This window comes from Micromonospora sp. NPDC051543, assembly GCF_044454415.1.
In the GTDB taxonomy this organism is placed as follows: domain Bacteria; phylum Actinomycetota; class Actinomycetes; order Mycobacteriales; family Micromonosporaceae; genus Micromonospora.
Map to the genome: position 1 here is coordinate 544,335 of NZ_JBITDT010000002.1, position 16,582 is coordinate 560,916.

15 protein-coding genes are annotated in these 16,582 nt (G+C 71.7%); 12 read left to right on the forward strand and 3 right to left on the reverse strand.

The features are described from left to right. The first annotated feature begins 8 nt into the window (after positions 1-8). Complete coding sequence (locus tag ACIA3K_RS05575) at positions 9-941, forward strand: RIO1 family regulatory kinase/ATPase (protein WP_396799341.1); 933 nt, start codon at positions 9-11, stop codon at positions 939-941. Positions 942-990: 49 nt separating this feature from the next. Here ACIA3K_RS05575 and ACIA3K_RS05580 read toward each other — a convergent pair whose 3' ends face one another. Further along, a complete protein-coding gene (locus tag ACIA3K_RS05580; protein ID WP_396799342.1) occupies positions 991-1,239 on the reverse strand; it encodes a DUF2630 family protein in 249 nt (82 codons plus the stop codon). Between the two features lie 463 nt (positions 1,240-1,702). On the opposite strand from ACIA3K_RS05580, the gene ACIA3K_RS05585 reads away from it, so the two are divergent. The 9 genes from ACIA3K_RS05585 to ACIA3K_RS05625 all read left to right on the forward strand — a co-directional run bounded on the left by ACIA3K_RS05585 (position 1,703) and on the right by ACIA3K_RS05625 (position 11,397). Beyond that, the gene (locus ACIA3K_RS05585; protein ID WP_396799377.1) at positions 1,703-3,040 is read left to right on the forward strand and encodes a cytochrome P450; all 1,338 of its coding nucleotides are present in this window, start codon (positions 1,703-1,705) and stop codon (positions 3,038-3,040) included. After that, positions 3,037-3,954, forward strand: coding sequence for a terpene synthase family protein (locus ACIA3K_RS05590; RefSeq protein ID WP_396799343.1), 918 nt, complete (start codon positions 3,037-3,039; stop codon positions 3,952-3,954). Before ACIA3K_RS05585 ends, ACIA3K_RS05590 begins: the two co-directional genes overlap by 4 nt. Beyond that, entirely contained in the window at positions 3,947-5,551 is a 1,605-nt protein-coding gene (locus ACIA3K_RS05595; protein ID WP_396799344.1) for a prenyltransferase, read from the forward strand. Before ACIA3K_RS05590 ends, ACIA3K_RS05595 begins: the two co-directional genes overlap by 8 nt. Before the next feature lie 124 nt (positions 5,552-5,675). Beyond that, positions 5,676-8,228 (forward strand): nitrate- and nitrite sensing domain-containing protein, encoded by a 2,553-nt coding sequence (locus ACIA3K_RS05600; RefSeq protein WP_396799345.1) that lies wholly within the window; start codon positions 5,676-5,678, stop codon positions 8,226-8,228. Between the two features lie 91 nt (positions 8,229-8,319). Then, positions 8,320-8,742: a roadblock/LC7 domain-containing protein gene (locus ACIA3K_RS05605; protein WP_355053542.1), complete on the forward strand. Its 423-nt coding sequence runs from the start codon at positions 8,320-8,322 to the stop codon at positions 8,740-8,742. A 5-nt stretch (positions 8,743-8,747) separates the two neighbouring features. Beyond that, a complete protein-coding gene (locus ACIA3K_RS05610; protein WP_396799346.1) occupies positions 8,748-9,134 on the forward strand; it encodes a DUF742 domain-containing protein in 387 nt (128 codons plus the stop codon). Beyond that, positions 9,115-9,726 carry an ATP/GTP-binding protein gene (locus ACIA3K_RS05615; RefSeq protein ID WP_355053540.1) on the forward strand — a complete coding sequence of 204 codons (612 nt, stop codon included), beginning with the start codon at positions 9,115-9,117 and terminating at the stop codon, positions 9,724-9,726. The genes ACIA3K_RS05610 and ACIA3K_RS05615 overlap by 20 nt, the downstream gene beginning before the upstream one ends. An 83-nt stretch (positions 9,727-9,809) precedes the next feature. Then, entirely contained in the window at positions 9,810-10,145 is a 336-nt protein-coding gene (locus ACIA3K_RS05620; protein ID WP_396799347.1) for a YciI family protein, read from the forward strand. 4 nt (positions 10,146-10,149) lie between these two features. After that, a complete protein-coding gene (locus tag ACIA3K_RS05625; RefSeq protein WP_396799348.1) occupies positions 10,150-11,397 on the forward strand; it encodes an RNA polymerase sigma factor in 1,248 nt (415 codons plus the stop codon). 214 nt (positions 11,398-11,611) lie between these two features. Here ACIA3K_RS05625 and ACIA3K_RS05630 read toward each other — a convergent pair whose 3' ends face one another. Beyond that, positions 11,612-12,049 carry a DUF6228 family protein gene (locus ACIA3K_RS05630; RefSeq protein WP_396799349.1) on the reverse strand — a complete coding sequence of 146 codons (438 nt, stop codon included), beginning with the start codon at positions 12,047-12,049 and terminating at the stop codon, positions 11,612-11,614. Between the two features lie 128 nt (positions 12,050-12,177). Next, complete coding sequence (locus tag ACIA3K_RS05635) at positions 12,178-15,045, reverse strand: aconitate hydratase (protein WP_396799350.1); 2,868 nt, start codon at positions 15,043-15,045, stop codon at positions 12,178-12,180. A gap of 261 nt (positions 15,046-15,306) precedes the next feature. Between ACIA3K_RS05635 and ACIA3K_RS05640 the strand changes: the two genes are divergently transcribed. Both ACIA3K_RS05640 and ACIA3K_RS05645 read left to right on the forward strand, forming a co-directional pair. Continuing rightward, positions 15,307-16,005 carry a DedA family protein gene (locus tag ACIA3K_RS05640; RefSeq protein WP_396799351.1) on the forward strand — a complete coding sequence of 233 codons (699 nt, stop codon included), beginning with the start codon at positions 15,307-15,309 and terminating at the stop codon, positions 16,003-16,005. A gap of 128 nt (positions 16,006-16,133) precedes the next feature. Then, on the forward strand, positions 16,134-16,582 hold a 449-nt coding region (locus ACIA3K_RS05645; RefSeq protein WP_396799352.1), incomplete at its 3' end, for a leucine zipper domain-containing protein.

Consider the following 16,582-nt stretch of genomic DNA (forward strand, 5'->3'; position numbering starts at 1 on the left):
TCACCACAGTGCGCGATCATGACCTCCCGGCGCTGGAGCGCCGGACCCGCGGCAAGCGCCGCTTCGACGACGACGAACCACAGTTCCTGAAGCGGGCCCGTCCCACCGAGTCGCCCGCCGATCCCGACACCGAGCCCGATCCCGACACCGGCGAGCGCTGGTCGTCCTGGGACGACGCGGTGCACGGGCCACCGCCGTACCCGGACTGGTTGGTCACCGAACTGGCCGCCAAGGACACCGAGCTGGGTGTGCTGAAGACCGGCAAGGAGGCGGACGTCCACCTGGTCCGCCGGGCGGTGCCGGACACGGACCGGTCCTGCCTGCTGGCGGTGAAGCGGTACCGGGACCCCGAGCATCGGCTGTTCCACCGCGACGCCGGCTACCTGGAGGGCCGCCGGGTGCGGCGCTCGCGGGAGATGCGGGCGATGGTCGGCCGGACGGCCTTCGGTCGCCAGATGATCGCCGGGCAGTGGGCGGCGGCCGAGTTCGCGGCGCTGGCGCGGCTCTGGGAGATCGGCGCCGGAAACGACCGGATCGCCGTGCCGTACCCCGTGCAGTTGCGGGGCACCGAGCTGATGTTGGAGTTCGTCGGCGACGCCGAGTCGGGCCTGGCGGCGCCCCGGCTGGCGCAGCTACGGCCCGGCCCGGCCGAGCTGCGCGACCTGTGGGGCCAGCTGGTCGAGGCGCTGCGCGTGCTGGCCCGGGCGGGCTACGCGCACGGCGACCTGTCGCCGTACAACCTGCTCGTGCACTCCGGGCGGCTGGTCGTGATCGACCTGCCGCAGGTGGTCGACGTGGTGGCGAACCCGCAGGGGCCCGAATTCCTGGCCCGCGACGTGCGGGTGGTCAGCGCCTGGTTCGTGGCCCGGGGGCTGAGCGCCGAGCAGGCCGATCCCGCCGTGCTGACGGGGGAGTTGCTGCGCGAGGCGGGCCTCCGCTGACCGCAGCGGGTCGGGTGGCCGAGGTGGCCGCCCGACCCGCCCGTGTCGATCACTGCAGGTAGCGCTCCACCTCGGGCTTGGGGCGTTCGCCCTGCGAGTCGGGGTCGCCGTGGGTGGAGCGGGCGGCCCGGCGGCGGCGCAGCAGGTCCCAGCACTGGTCGAGGGATTCCTCCAGGGCGCGCAGCCGCTCGCTGGTCTCGCCCTCGGTGCCGGACTCGTGGGCCTGGGCCTCCGAGCGCAGCCGGTGCTCCTCGTCGACCAGCTCGGAGATCCGGTTCAGGATGGTCTTGTCGTCCATGCCACAGAGCCTGGCACAGGGTGCCCGTCATCGCCCGGATTCGGGGGTACCGGTGCGTCCTTGCTCACTGCGCTGCCCGCCCTCTGGGACTGCCCGGGCGCGGCCCGCCCCGGCGGGTCCGGTGGACGACCGACCACGGAACCGTCGTCGTCCGGACCGGCCGGCGGCGGTGGCGGATCGATCTACCGGTGCGACCTGCGCCGGTGCCGGCTCCTGATTATCCACTCAGGACCGACCGGGGCGCAGACATCGATGCTCGTCTAGGGCGACGATCGAATCTCACCGGTCACAGGTCTAGAGGTGTCCCGGAATTGGTGAGATGCTTCCGACGCCCAGAAGGTGAAAATTTCACAGTCCCGACCGGCCGAAGTGGACCGCCCAGGCCGCCGGGGCGACGAGGAGACAGCGCATGTCCCAGGAGTCCGATGCCGGCCCCGCCCCCGTCAGCACCGAACCCCGGATGATCCCACTCCGTCATGCCCTGCCCGCGTTGGTCCGAGATCCGCTCGGCGCGCTCGTCGGCTTCGCGGACGCCGCCGGTGGCGACGTCGTCCGGCTGAACCTCGGCTCGTTCCGTCCCTACCTCGTCAGCCATCCCGAGCACCTGCAACGAGTGCTGAGGGACAACGTTGCCAACTACACCCGCGACGGGGAGGGCCTGTTGTGGCGGCCGGTCCGCCGGATCGTCGGCGACGCCATCCTGGTCGCCGAGGGTGAGATCTGGGAGTCCAGCCGCGCAGCGCTGCAACCCCTGTTCACCGCGAAGCGGGCCGAGACGCTCGTCGACCGGATGGCCGAGGCGATCAACGAGGCCGTCGACGAGTGGCTGGAGCCGGCCCGCGACGGCCGCCCGATCGACGGCGGCGCGGAACTGACCCGGATCGTGCTCCGGACCACCATGCGGGTGCTCTTCGCCGACCGCATCTCGGTGCCGGACGCGCTACGGATCAGCGCCGCGCTGGACACCGTCACCACCGCGATGCTCCCACGCCTGCTGGTGCCGTTCGTGCCGTACGCGGTGCCGATGCCCGGCGACCGGCCCTTCCGCGAGGCGGTGCGCACCATCGACGAGGTGGTCCTGCCGATCATTCGGGAGGCCCGGGCCCGGCCCACCGACGGCGACGACATCATCTCCACCCTCTGCCGGCCGCGCGCCGACGGCAGCGAGCCCGACGAGTACGCGATCCGCGGCGACGTGGTCGCGATGTTCTCCACCGCCACCGAGACCACGATCGCGCTGCTCTCCTGGCTGTGGCCGGTGCTGGCGTCCCGGCCCGACGTGGCGGAGCTGATGACCGACGAGATCGAGCGGGTGGTCGGTTCCGAACGGGTCGGCCGCGAGCACCTGCCGCAGCTGCGCTACGGCCGCATGGTGCTCGACGAGATGCTGCGGCTCTACCCGGCCGGTTGGATGATCCCCCGTACCGCCGTCGCGGACGACGTGCTGGGCGGTGTGCGGATCAAGGCGGGTGGCACCGTGCTGGTCAGCCCGTACGTCACCCAGCGGATGTCGACCTTCTGGGACGATCCGACCCTGTTCGACCCGGAGCGCTTCGCGCCGGAGAAGCCCCGCCGGCGCTACCGCTACTCGTACTTCCCCTTCGGGGGTGGGCCGCACCAGTGCCTCGGGCAGTACCTGTTCCTGCTGGAGGCGCAGCTCATCGTCAGCACCGTGCTGAGCCGGTTCCGGTTCCGGTTGCGCGAGCCCGTCGGCCTCACACCCCGGCTCGGCGCCTCGCTGCAACCCAAGCAGCGGGCCGAGCTGATCGTCACCCCGGTCGAACGTCCGGTCGCCTCGTGACCGGCGCGCCGTGGCCGGTGCAGGCCGGGCCCGACGCCGTCGCCGAGCAGGGCCGGGTGTGCGCGCTCGCCGTACGAGGCGTCCGCGACCTCCAGGGCGTCACCGCCGCCCACCCGGAACTCTTCGACGCCGCGCCGTTCGACGCCGCGCTGCTCAGCTCGGTGGCCACCGCGATCGCGTTCACCGCGCCGTGGCACACCGCCGCCGAACTGCGGATCACCACCCGTACCCTGCTCTGGGTCTTCGCCGCCGACTGGCAGGTCGACTACCTCGCCCGGTCGGCCGACGACGTCCGGGCGATCGTCACCGACTGCCTGGCGGTCGCCGACGGCGCCGCACCCCCGCCCGGCCGGCACCTCGCGCGGCTGTTGGCCGACCTACGCGACGAGCTGGCCAACGTGCCGGCGTTCCACCGCCTGCGCCCGATCTGGCGCGAGGAGCTGGCCCGGATGCTCGCCGCCGTGTCGCGGGAGTGGGACTGGAAGAACCTGCCGACCGACCCGACCACCGGGCAGCGCCTGCCGGACCTGGACCGCTATCTGGACAACGCCGACAACCTGGCCTGCTCCTTCGTCAACGCCACCCACTGGATCGCCACCGCCGACGACAAGACCCTCGCCCAGTTGACCGACCTGCTCGACGCCGGCCGTGGCGTGCAGCGGGTGCTGCGGCTGGTCAACGACCTGGCCACGCACGAACGGGACGCCGAGTGGGGCGACCTGAACGCCCTGCTGCTGGTCGACGACCCGGCGCGGGTGCACGCCCGGCTCGCCGAGCTGACCAGCCGATCCCGGGGCGACCTGGCGGCCCTCGCCGAGCGCTGCCCCCGCCAGGCGGACTACCTGCACCGGCAGATCTCCTTCACGGGTGGCTTCTACCAGCTCTCGGACTTCTGGGGAGCACGCGATGAGTGAGGCCCCGGGGCACGTGCTGGCCCAACCCGCCACCGACGCCGCGCGTGAGCTGATCGCCGGCCTGGCGCTGCGACCGTGGGGGCAGGTAGCCCCCTCGGTGTACGAGAGCGGCCGCCTGGTCGCCGACGCTCCCTGGCTGCCGGGGCACCACCAGCGGATCGGCTTCCTGCTGCGCGGGCAACGCCCCGACGGCGCGTGGGGCCCACCCGAGGGGTACGCCCTGGTGCCCACCCTCAGCGCCGTCGACGCCCTGCTCGCGGCCCTGGCCGACGGGGGATCTGCCGGTCCGCACCTGCTCACCCCGGTGCGGCGCGGGCTGGACGCGCTCACCGGCCGCCTGCTCGCCACGCACGCGCGGGCACTGCCCGACACCCCGGCGCTGGACCTCATCGTTCCCGCCCTGGTCGAGTCGATCAACGGGCGGCTGACCTGGTTGAACCGGGCGGTCGCCGACCGGTTGCCCCGCCCACCGCTCGCGCTGCCCGCCGGGCTCGGTCCCGACCGACTGCGCGCGGTACGCGGCGCGGTCGCCGCCGGGGCGCCGCTGCCGGCGAAGCTGGCCCACTTCTACGAGGTGCTGGGCGCGACGCCGGCCGACGCCGGGCCGACCCTCATCGCCGTCGGCGCGTCACCCGCCGCGACCGCCGCCTGGCTGAGCGTCGCCGGCCCGGACGCCGGCCCCGCCGCGTACACGTTCCTGCGGACGCTGATCCGCGACAGCGACGGGCCGGTGCCCTGTCCGACCCCGATCACCGTGTTCGAGCGGGCCTGGGTGCTCAGCGGCCTGCGCCGTGCGGGTGTCGCGCTCGACCCGCCGACGGGCGTGCTGCGCACCCTGGCCGCGGCCACCGCCGCCGAGGGCGTCGCCACCGGCGAGGGTCTGCCGACCGACGCCGACACCACCTCGGTCACGTTGGACGCGCTGGCCCGGCTCGGCCACCCCGCCGACCCGGCGGGCCTGTGGGCGTACGAGACGGCGGACGGCTTCGGCACCTGGCCGGGCAATGAGGACGGCTTCTCGGTCACCACCAACGCGCACGTGCTGGACGCGTTCGGCCAGTATGTGACCGGGCACCCCGGAGCGGACGCGCGGTACCACCGGACGGTCGACCGGCTCAGCGCCGTGCTGCCGGCGCACCAGCTCGCCGACGGCCGCTGGCAGGACCGGTGGCACGCCTCGCCGTACTACGCGACGGCCTGCTGCGTGCTGGCCCTGGCGGAGTTCGGTCGTGGCCCAGTGGCGGCCGAGGCGCTCGACCGGGCGGGGAGTTGGGTGCTGGACAGCCAGCGGGCCGACGGGTCGTGGGGGCGGTGGGACGGCACGGCCGAGGAGACCGCGTACGCCCTGCAGGTGCTGGTGGCCGTGCCGACCGGAGCGCCCCGGGTCGACCACGCGGTGGCGCGCGGCCATGCCTATCTCCACCAGCGGTCCGACCGGTCGGACCCTCCACTGTGGTACGGCAAAGAGCTGTACTGTCCTACCGCGATCGTTCGTGCGGCTGTCCTGGCTGCCTGTCGGCTCGCCTCCGCCCATCTGGGCGAGGTCGACCGTTCGGTGGTGGATTGTGGTTACCAGGCAACAAAAACAGCGACTTGAGGGGTTGTGTGGACACTGCTAGCGTACGCAGAGCCTCAGCCCCGTACGCCCCGCCGTGGCGGGACGTCGTCCTCCATGATCACCCGTTGATGAGCTGAGTCAACGCCCTGCCTGGGACGGTTCAATGCGTTCTCGCGGTACGAGTATCCGCACCAAGGTTGTCGCCCTGCTGCTCTCCCTGGTCGCGCTCTGGATGTTCGCGGCGTGGGTCACCCTGCGGGACGGTTTCAACCTGCTCGGTGTCCAGCTGCTCAACAGCAAGGTCTACGCGCCCAGCGAACCCCTGCTGCAGGAGCTTCAGCTCGAGCGGCGGCTGACCCAGGCGTACCTCAGCAACCCCGACGCCGCGCAGCGCGCGGCCCTGGAGGCCGAGCAGCGCAAGGCCACCCAACTGGCGGACGACTTCGCCGACTCGGTCCGCAACTGGCAGGTCGACGTGGCCGGCAGCTCGGCCCTCGACGTCCAGCTCGACGAGACGATCGCGCAGATCGACGAGTTGAAGCAGACCCGGGCCGACGTGCTCGGCCGCAAGGTCGACCGGATCTCCGCCGCCGATGCCTACACGGACGCCATCGAATCGATCTTCCGGATCTACGACGTCACCGGCAGCCTCGACGACAAGGAGATCGCCGCCGACGCGGCCGCCCTGATCCAGCTCAACCGGATGAAGGAGCTGATCTCGCAGGAGGACGCGCTGCTCAGCGGCCTCTTCGGCACCGGTCGGATCAGCGGTCCCGAGTACGCCCGCTACGTCAGCCTGGTCGGCGCCGAGCGGTTCCTCGGCGAGGAGACCCAGGCCCGGCTCGCCGACGCCGATCAGCGCCGCTACCGACAGCTCGTCGAGGGCGAGGCGTTCAGCCGGCTGCGCGCCGTACAGGACAGCATCATCCGCGAGGGCCGGCCGGCGACCCAGTTGCCGGTCGGCTCCGAACAGTGGCGCGGCACCGTCGAGCCGGCGCTCGCCGAGGTGAACGACGCCGTCGTCGACGGCGGCGACGACATCGTCGGTCGGGCCACCGGCGTGGCCGTGATGGTCGTCGTCCGACTCGTGCTCGCCACCGGCCTGGGGCTGCTCGCCGTCATCGCCTCGGTCGTCGTCTCGATCACCACGGCCCGTACCCTCCTGCGCCAGCTCGACCGGCTGCGAGAGGCCGCCTGGCAGCTCGCCGACGAGCGGCTGCCCCGCGTGGTCGCTCGGCTCGGCCGTGGCGAGGAGGTCGACGTCGCCACCGAAGCGCCCCCGCTGGAGTTCGGCACCGACGAGATCGGCCAGGTCGGCAAGGCGTTCAACGCCGTCCAGGAGACCGCCCTGCGCACCGCCGTCGAGCAGGCCGACCTGCGCCGCAACGTCCGCGAGGTATTCCTCAGCCTGGCCCGACGTACGCAGGCGCTGGTTCACCGCCAGCTCACCCTGCTCGACGCGATGGAGCGGCGCGAGCACGACGCGGAGGAGCTGGAGGACCTGTTCCGGGTCGACCACCTGGCCACCCGGATGCGGCGTAACGCGGAGAACCTGATCGTGCTCTCCGGCTCCACCCCGGGCCGGGCCTGGCGGCGCAACGTCCCGATGGTGGACGTCGTGCGCGGCGCGGTGGCCGAGGTGGAGGACTACACCCGCGTCAACGTGCTGCCGCTGGGCGCTGTCTCGCTCGCCGGCCGGGCGGTCGGCGACATCATCCACCTGCTCGCCGAGCTGATCGAGAACGGCCTGTCGTTCTCGCCGCCGCACACCACCGTGGAGGTCCGCGGCCAGCTCGTGGCGAACGGGTTCGCCATCGAGATCGAGGACCGGGGCCTCGGCATGAGCGAGGAGGACCTGGCGGCGGCGAACCACCGCATCGTCGACCAGTCCGAGCTGAACCTGGCCAACGCCGCCCGCCTCGGCCTCTACGTGGTGAGCCGGCTGACCGAACGACACGGCGTGCGGGTCCGCCTCAAGGAATCGGCGTACGGCGGCACCACCGCCGTCGTCCTCATCCCGCTGGAGCTGATCACGGCGAACGGTACCGACCCGGAGAACTCCGGCGCGATCCCGGCCGGCCCGACGGCCATCGCGCTGCCGGCCGGCCCGACCGCGGCCGGCTCCGTCGAGGGCGGTCGTCCCGCCAGCCTCTCGACGGTCGCGGTCGCCACCGCGGCGATGGACACCAGCGCGGCAGGCGCCCCGCAGCCGGTCACCCCGGTCGCACCGGCGCTGACCGAGAGCAGTACCACCACCGAGCAGACGGACGAGGGCGACAAGGACGTCGTACTCCCCACCCGCCAGCGGACCGCGGCGGCGGACCTGCCCACGCGGGCCCGGCGTGTCCCGGGCCAGCCGGCCCTGGAGGGCCCGACGGTGCCGACCGGCCTGCCCGCCGTGGAGCGGGTCGGCGCCGGTGGCGGCGAGCCGAGCGCCGACGGCGGTCCGGTCCCGGCGCGGGCCGAGACGGACCGCACCGGCTCCGGCCTGCCGGTTCGCGTCCGCCAGGCGAACATCGTGCCCGAGCTGCGCGACGACCCGGCGGCGACCGAGTCCGACGAGGAGGACGTGGTACGGCCACCCGAGCAGGTACGCCGGATGATGAGCTCCTATCAGACCGGCACCCGGCGCGGGCGGACCGACGCGGCGCGACTGCTCGGCGGCGCGTCGGGCGCGACGCCCGACTCGACCGACGAGGAACCGCAAGCCACCTGACCGAGCACCGGCGCTGCGGGTTCCCGCGTGGTGTGACGGTCAAGCCCAAGACGAATACGGCGCAACTGCCGGGCGAGAAGAGGACGACGAAGTGGCCCAGAAGACGGCTTCGAGTGCCGACCTGACGTGGTTGCTGGATGATCTGGTGGGCCGGGTGAAGCAGGCCGAGCATGCGGTCGCGCTCTCCACCGACGGGTTGTTGATGGCTTCCTCGCAGGGGCTGAGCCGGGACGACGGCGAGCACCTCGCGGCGATGGCGGCCGGTATCCAGAGCCTGGCCCGGGGCGCCGGCAAGCGCTTCGGCGGCGGGCAGGTGCAGCAGACCATCATCGAGATGCAGTCGTCCTTCCTGTTCGTGACCGCCGCCGGCCGCAACGCCTGCCTGGCCGTCCTCGCCACCGAGGACGCCGACGTCGGTCTCATCGCGTACGAGATGGCGATGCTCGTCACCCGCGTCGGCAAGTACGTGGCCTCCCCGTCGCGGAGCGCCGACCAGTCGGCTGGCGAGAGGTAACGGCCATGACGGTGCAGGGAGAGTCCGCAGAGCATCAGTGGGTGGATGACCATGCGGGCCCGGTGGTGCGCCCGTACGCGGTGACACGTGGGCGGGCCCGCCCGGTCACCGGCACGTTCGACCTGATCTCCCTGGTCACCGCGACCCGCGCCGACGTGACGCCGGAGGTCGGGATCGGTCCTGAGCACCTGGCGATCGTCGGCCTGTGCCAGCGAATACAGTCCGTCGCCGAGATCGCGGCCCACCTCGACCTGCCGGTGGGAACCATTCGGGTGCTCCTCGGCGACCTGGCGGCCCGCAACCTCGTGCAGGTACGCGAGCCGCGCACCACGGCCGGCCTTCCCGACAACAGCATCTTCGAGGCGGTAATCAATGGACTACGGGCACTCTGACCGGCCGGCGGGAGCGACGCCACTGCCCACCGCGATCAAGATCCTGGTCGCCGGTGGTTTCGGCGTGGGCAAGACCACCATGGTCGGAGCGGTGAGCGAGACCCGGCCGTTGCGCACCGAGGAGGTGCTGACCGAGACCGGCGTCGGCATCGACGACCTGTCCGGGGTGGAGGGCAAGACCACCACCACGGTGGCGATGGACTTCGGCCGGATCACCATCAGCGACGACCTCGTGCTCTACCTGTTCGGCACGCCCGGTCAGGACCGGTTCTGGTTCGTCTGGGACGAGCTGGCGTTGGGCGCGATCGGCGCGGTCGTCCTGGCCGACACCCGTCGGCTGGCCGACTGCTTCCCGTCGATCGACTACTTCGAGGGCCGGGGCACCCCGTTCGTCGTGGCGGTCAACTGCTTCGAGGGCGCGCGTCAGTACCGGCTCGACGAGGTGCAGACCGCGCTGAACCTCGACCCGGGCGTACCGGTGCTGCTCTGCGACGCGCGTCAGCGGGAGTCCAGCAAGGAGGTGCTGGTGACCCTCATGGAGCACGCCATGAAGACCCGCGAGGCCCGTCGCCGCGCCGCCAGCGGAGACTGATCGAGGTTTTCTCCGGGACGCTGTCCGGATCGCTCCTGCCCGCTCGTCATGCTGACGACAACCCGAGAGAGTGGGAGCGACCAATGAAGTTCATGATGTTCGTCTGCAGCGACACCGCACCGGACACCGACCCGACCGAGCTGCCCGACATCCACAAGTGGGTGGCCGACAACGACGCCCGGGGCCGCCGCCTGACCGGCAACGTGCTGGCGCCGACCAGTGCGGCCACCACGGTCCGGGTCCGTGACGGTGAGCTGCTGGTGTCCGAGGGCCCGTTCGCGGAGACCGCCGAGGTGATCGTGGGCTTCGACCTGCTCGACTGCGCCGACGTGGACGAGGCGATCGAGGTGGCCCGTACCCACCCGATGGCCCGGGAGGGGCGGCTGGAGCTGCGCCCGTTCGGCGCCCAGTCCAGCTGAGCGGATGACCCGCACCGACACCACGACCGGTGCGCCCGACCGCGTCGGCTCGGCCGCGGCGGCGCGGGCCGTCGCGGCCGCCGGCGTGGACGCGTACCCCCGGATCGTCGCGACCCTGATCCGAGTGACCGGGGACTGGGCGTTGGCCGAGGACTGCGCCCAGGAGTCCCTGGCCGCCGCGCTGGAACGCTGGCCCGGCGACGGCGTGCCGGTCAATCCCGGTGGCTGGCTCATGACGGTGGCCCGCAACCGGGCGCTTGACGTGCTGCGTCGGGCCAGCGTGGAGCGCCGCAAGCTGCACGACCTGGCGCTGCTCGCGCCGACCGACGCGCGCCCCGAGCACGACGTCGAGGACGACCGCTTGAGACTCGTCTTCACCTGCTGCCACCCGGCGCTCGCCCTCGACGCCCGGGTGGCGCTGACGCTGCGGACCGTCTGCGGGGTGCCGACCGCCGACATCGCCCGCCTCCTGCTGGTCAGCGAGTCGACGATGACCCGCCGGCTGACCCGGGCCCGGACCCGGATCGCGCAGGCCGGCATCCCGTACCGGGTGCCGACCGGGCCGGCGCTGGCCGAACGGCTGCCGGGCGTGCTCGCCGTGCTGTACCTGCTCTTCACCCGAGGCTACGTCCCCGACGGCGAACCGGCGTTCGCCGACGAGGCCGTGCGGCTGGCCCGGCTGCTGGACGGGTTGATGCCGGAGCAGTCCGAGGTCGCGGCGCTGCGGGCGCTGCTGCTGTTCCAGCACTCCCGCCGGGACGCCCGTCGGGACGCGGCGGGCAACCTGCTCACCCTTGCCCGGCAGGACCGCGCGCGGTGGGACCGCGCGGCCATCGCCGAGGGCCAGGCGGCTCTTGCTCGGGTACGCGATGACGGGCCGTACGCGTGGCAGGCCCGGATCGCGGCCTGCCACGCCACCGCGACGTCCGTCGACGCCACCGACTGGCCCACGATCGCGCGGGCCTACGACGCGCTGGCGGGTATCCGGCCCTCACCGGTGATCGCGCTCAACCGTGCGGTCGCGCACGGCTACGCGTACGGGCCGGCCGCCGGGTTGGGCCTGCTCGACGAGGCGCGTTCCGAGGGTGGGCTGTCCGGCAACCCGCTCGCCGGGGCGGTGGAGGCCGACCTGGTGGCCCGGCTGGGCGAACGGAGCCGCGCGGTCACCCTGTTCCAGGCGGCGGCGGCGACGGTCGGCTCAGCCGCCGAGCGCCGCGCACTGCTGGAGCGAGCGACCGAGCTGTCCCGCTAACGAACCACCCCCACCCCCCACCCCCCGCCCCGCCGCCCGCTCCGCCCCCGGCTCCGCGATCTTGCACTTTCTGTCCCGGCAAAAGGGGGTATCTCACTCATCTGGACAACAGAAACTGCAAGATCGGCGCGATCTCCTCGCCCGGCGCACTCCGGGTCGCCGGGTCGAGGGAGAGCGGCGCGGTAAGACGGAGGGCTGTACCGCCTGACCGGCCCTATCCGCCGAGGAAATGACGAATGTCGGCTGCCAGTCTGGTCATCTCCTCGCCAGCTTCGACCGTCAAGACCGTCCGGGCCGACCAGGCATCGTCGGCGAACGCCTGCCGAGCACGCCTCAGCGTCACGCCGATGGCTACCTGGCCCCGCCCGTCGTGGTGCGCATCTATCTCCATCTCACCACCGAGCGAGCACCAATCTCGTTTGCCCTCCCAGCCCTGCCAGTCGTCTGCTAGAGACTGAAAGAACCACCCCAGAGTCTCGTGCTCGGGCGCCCACCGACCCGCCAACGTGGCGCTCGTCTTCGCTGTCATGCCCTCGTCGGAGATCTCTGATCGCACAGCGAGGACGTAGCCGTCGTCGTAGGGGTCGGTTGGAGGGTGCAGTGCCCAGTGGCAGCTTGTTCCTGGCGGCTGCAGCACGAAGGGCTCTTCCATGGTCAACATGATGGCCCATGGATTGGCTAGGTGAGAGGTTGGCCGGCGCTACGTCCCGAGGAGCTACCCGGGAACAACGCAGGCTCCCTCCCGCCGAAGCGGGAGGGAGCCTGCGAAACGTCGGTACGTCAGTTGGCGATCATGCGGCGCAGCACGTACTGCAGGATGCCGCCGTGGCGGTAGTAGTCCGCCTCACCCGGGGTGTCGATCCGCACGACGGCCTCGAACTCCACACCCGTGTCGGTCGTGACCGTCACCGTGCGCGGGGTCTCGCCGTCGTTCAGGGCCGTCACACCGGTGATGGTGAACATCTCGGTGCCGGTGAGGCCCAGCGACTCGGCGGTGACGTCCACCGGGAACTGCAGCGGCAGCACGCCCATGCCGATGAGGTTGGAGCGGTGGATCCGCTCGTACGACTCGGCGATGACCGCCCGGACGCCCAGCAGCATCGTGCCCTTGGCCGCCCAGTCCCGCGACGAGCCCGAGCCGTACTCCTTGCCGGCCAGGATGACCAGCGGGATGCCGGCCTCCTGGTAGGCCATCGAGGCGTCGTAGATCGAGGTCTGCTCGCCGGTGAGGTGGTTGACGGTGAAGCCGCCCTCCACCCCGGGCACCAGCTGGTTACGCAGCCGGATGTTGGCGAAGGTGCCCCGGATCATCACCTCGTGGTTGCCCCGGCGCGAGCCGTACGAGTTGAACTCGTGGCGCGGCACGCCGTGCTCGGCCAGGTAGGTGCCGGCGGGGGAGTCCGCCTTGATCGCGCCGGCCGGCGAGATGTGGTCGGTGGTCACCGAGTCACCCAGCTTGGCCAGCACCCGCGCGCCGGAGATGTCGACGACCGCGCTCGGCTCCTGCTGCATGCCCTCGAAGTACGGGGGCTTACGCACGTAGGTCGAGTCGCTGTCCCACGCGAAGGTGTCGCCGGTCGGGGTGGGCAGCGACTGCCACCGCTCGTCACCGGCGAAGACGTCGGCGTACGCGGCGCTGAAGCCGGTCGCCCCGATCGCCTGGGCGATGACGTCCTGGATCTCGGCGCTGTTCGGCCAGATCTCCCGCAGGTACACCGGATTGCCCTCGGTGTCCTCACCGATCGGCTCGTTGGCCAGGTCGATGTCCATCGTGCCGGCGAGGGCGTACGCGACGACCAGCGGCGGGGACGCCAGGTAGTTCATCTTGACGTCCGGGTTGATCCGGCCCTCGAAGTTGCGGTTGCCAGAGAGCACCGAGACGACCGAAAGGTCGTGCTCGTTGACCGCGGCGGACACCTCCTCGGGCAGCGGACCCGAGTTGCCGATGCAGGTCGTGCAGCCGTAGCCGACCAGGTTGAAGCCGAGCTTGTCCAGGTACGGCGTGAGACCGGCCCGCTCGTAGTAGTCCATGACGACCTTCGAGCCCGGGGCCAGGGTGGTCTTCACCCACGGCTTGCGGGTCAGGCCCTTCTCGACCGCGTTGCGGGCCAGCAGGGCCGCGCCGATCATCACCTGCGGGTTGGACGTGTTGGTGCAGGAGGTGATGGCCGCGATCACCACGGCGCCGTGGTCCAGCTCGTACTCGACGCCGTCGGTGCCGGTGACCCGGATCGGGTTGCTGGCCCGCCCGCCCGCGCCGGTGGCCGCGGTCTCCAGGTCGCGCGGCTCGTCGGCCGGGTCGCTGAACTCGTTGGCCGGCGGGTCGCTGGCCGGGAACGACTCGGCGCTGGCCTCGTCGGCCGGGCCGTTCGCGCCGCGCGGCAGCTCCTCGCGGGCCACGCTCGGCTTGAGGTCACGCTCGCCGGTGGAGTCGTCGGCGACGTAGTCGGTCAGCGCCGAGCGGAACAGCGTCTTGGCGCTGCCCAGCGGCACCCGGTCCTGGGGGCGCTTCGGGCCGGCGAGCGACGGCTCGATGGTGCCCAGGTCCAGCTCCAGGCGCTCCGAGTACGACGGCTCGGCCGCCGGGTCGTGCCAGAGACCCTGCTCCTTGGCGTACGCCTCGACGAGCGCGACCTGCGCGGCGTCGCGGCCGGTCAGCTCCAGGTAGCGGATCGTCTCCGCGTCGATCGGGAAGATCGCCACGGTGGAGCCGTACTCCGGCGACATGTTGCCGATGGTGGCCCGGTTGGCCAGCGGCACGGCGCTCACGCCGGGGCCGTAGAACTCGACGAACTTGCCGACCACGCCGTGCTTGCGCAGCATCTCGGTGATGGTCAGCACCAGGTCGGTGGCGGTGGTGCCGGCCGGCATCTCGCCGGAGAGCTTGAAGCCGACGACCCGGGGGATCAGCATGCTGACCGGCTGGCCGAGCATCGCGGCCTCGGCCTCGATGCCGCCGACGCCCCAGCCCAGCACGCCCAGGCCGTTGACCATCGTGGTGTGCGAGTCGGTGCCGACCACGGTGTCCGGGTACGCCTGCATGACTCCAGACGCCTCTGCGCGCGCCATGATCGTACGAGCCAGGTACTCGATGTTGACCTGGTGCACGATGCCGGTGCCCGGCGGGACGACCTTGAACTCGTTGAACGCGGTCTGGCCCCAGCGCAGGAACTGGTAGCGCTCCTTGTTGCGCTCGTACTCCAGCTCGACGTTGCGGGCGAACGCGTCCTCGCGGCCGAACAGGTCGGCGATGACCGAGTGGTCGATGACCAGCTCGGCGGGGGCGAGCGGGTTCACCCTGGTGGCGTCGCCGCCCAGCTCGCGGACGGCCTCGCGCATGGTGGCCAGGTCGACCACGCAGGGCACGCCGGTGAAGTCCTGCATCAGCACCCGCGCCGGGGTGAACTGGATCTCCACGCTCGGATCGGCGGTCGGGTCCCACCCGCCGAGCTGCTGGATGTGGTCGGCGGTGATGTTCGCGCCGTCCTCGGTCCGCAGCAGGTTCTCCAGCAGGATCTTCAGGCTGTACGGCAGCCGGTCGTGGCCGTCCACCTTGTCGATCTTGAAAATCTCGTAGCTCGCGTCTCCGACGCGTAGCTGGGTCTTCGCACCGAAGGTGTCGAGGCTCGCCACGTCGTACTCCTTCACACCAGCGACCGTGAGTAGTCCTGAGCAGTCTGTCGCACCGGCCGGGGCGCCGCCGAGGTTAGGTAGCACTTACCGCCGATTCTGCTCTCAAACAAAACCGTACGTCCGTCTTGCTATTTGCGCAACCCGGCCGGCCCCGCCCGCCACCCCTCACCCCTAGCCTCCTAGGACGCGTTACAGAATGTGCGGCAGCAGTCGAGGGACCGGTCCGCCGCGTCGACCGCGGGTAGGGTTCGAGGCCCGGCCGGAGGAGGGTCACCCGTGTTCGACGTTCAGCACTGGCTCGTGTCGCTGCCGCCGATCGCGGTCTACCTGCTCGTCGCCGGGGTGATCGGCGTGGAGAGCATGGGCGTGCCCCTGCCCGGCGAGATCGTCCTGGTCAGCTCCGCACTGCTCGCGGCCACCGGAGTGGTGGAACCCGAGTGGGTGGCGACGGCCGCCGCGGCCGGAGCGGTCGTGGGTGACTCCATCGGGTACGCGGTGGGTCGTCGCGGGGGCCGTCCGCTGCTCGCCCGGCTGGGCCGACGTTTCCCCCGTCATCTCGGCCCCGCCCAACTCGCCCGAGCCGAGCAGAGCTTCGCCCGGCACGGTGTGTGGGCGGTGTTCTTCGGTCGGTTCGTGGCGCTGCTGCGCATCCTGGCCGGCCCGCTCGCCGGGGCCCTGCACGTGCCGTACCGGCGGTTCCTGGTGGCCAACGCCGCCGGCGGGCTGGTCTGGGCGTTCGGCACCACGTACCTGCTGTTCAGCGTCGGTCGGGCGGCCGAGCACTGGCTCAAGGACATCTCCTGGGCCGGCCTCGTTCTCGCGGTGCTGGCCGGCCTGGGCAGCACGTGGTGGCTGCGTCGACGTGCCCACCGTCTGGAGGCCGCCGAGCCTGCGCCGTCCACGGAGGTAGTGCCGTCCGCCGAGCCGCTGCGTTCCGGAGAACCAACTCGCGCCGGCGGCCGGCCCGGGATCTGAACGCGCAGATCTTGGACACTTTCCGTTAGCGCAGAACTATTCAGTCCCATGACATCTGTCAGTGGTGAAGTCCCGATACATGTGTCAGCTGGTAGGGATCTTGGGTGTCCTGGTTCAGGGTGCCTGGCATGGCTTCTCGGCGGCATGTCATGAACCTGCTCGATGCCCAGTTGGCTGCTGGGGTGCGGATCAACGTGGCGGAGTTCGCGCGTGAGCATGGTGTGTCGGTGCGTACGGTGTATCGGCATCAGGCGCGGATCCGGGACGTAGGCGAGTGGCATGCGCGGTCGCGGCGGCCGCACCGTAGTCCGCGGGTGACGCCACCGGAGTTGGACGCCTGGATCTGCAAGCTGCGGGCCGAACTCGGCCTGGACAACGGGGCTGACTTCATCCGCGATGCCCTGATCGAGGTGCATGCCGCTACCGGTCCGACGTGGCGGGTGCCATCGCGCTCGACGATCAACCGGGTCCTTGCCCGGCATGACCTGCTCGACCGGAACCCGGCGAAACGACCGCGCAGCTCGTTCCGGCGGTTCGCCTACGCCCGGCCCCGGGACTGCTACCAAATCGACGCCAC

Coding starts and splice junctions, on each gene's coding strand:
- ACIA3K_RS05580 (WP_396799342.1), bottom strand. CDS start 1,239: ATGGACGACAAGACCATCCTGAACCGGATCTCCGAGCTGGTCGACGAG.
- ACIA3K_RS05595 (WP_396799344.1), top strand. CDS start 3,947: ATGAGTGAGGCCCCGGGGCACGTGCTGGCCCAACCCGCCACCGACGCC.
- ACIA3K_RS05600 (WP_396799345.1), top strand. CDS start 5,676: ATGCGTTCTCGCGGTACGAGTATCCGCACCAAGGTTGTCGCCCTGCTG.
- ACIA3K_RS05610 (WP_396799346.1), top strand. CDS start 8,748: ATGACGGTGCAGGGAGAGTCCGCAGAGCATCAGTGGGTGGATGACCAT.
- ACIA3K_RS05615 (WP_355053540.1), top strand. CDS start 9,115: ATGGACTACGGGCACTCTGACCGGCCGGCGGGAGCGACGCCACTGCCC.
- ACIA3K_RS05620 (WP_396799347.1), top strand. CDS start 9,810: ATGAAGTTCATGATGTTCGTCTGCAGCGACACCGCACCGGACACCGAC.
- ACIA3K_RS05625 (WP_396799348.1), top strand. CDS start 10,150: ATGACCCGCACCGACACCACGACCGGTGCGCCCGACCGCGTCGGCTCG.
- ACIA3K_RS05630 (WP_396799349.1), bottom strand. CDS start 12,049: ATGGAAGAGCCCTTCGTGCTGCAGCCGCCAGGAACAAGCTGCCACTGG.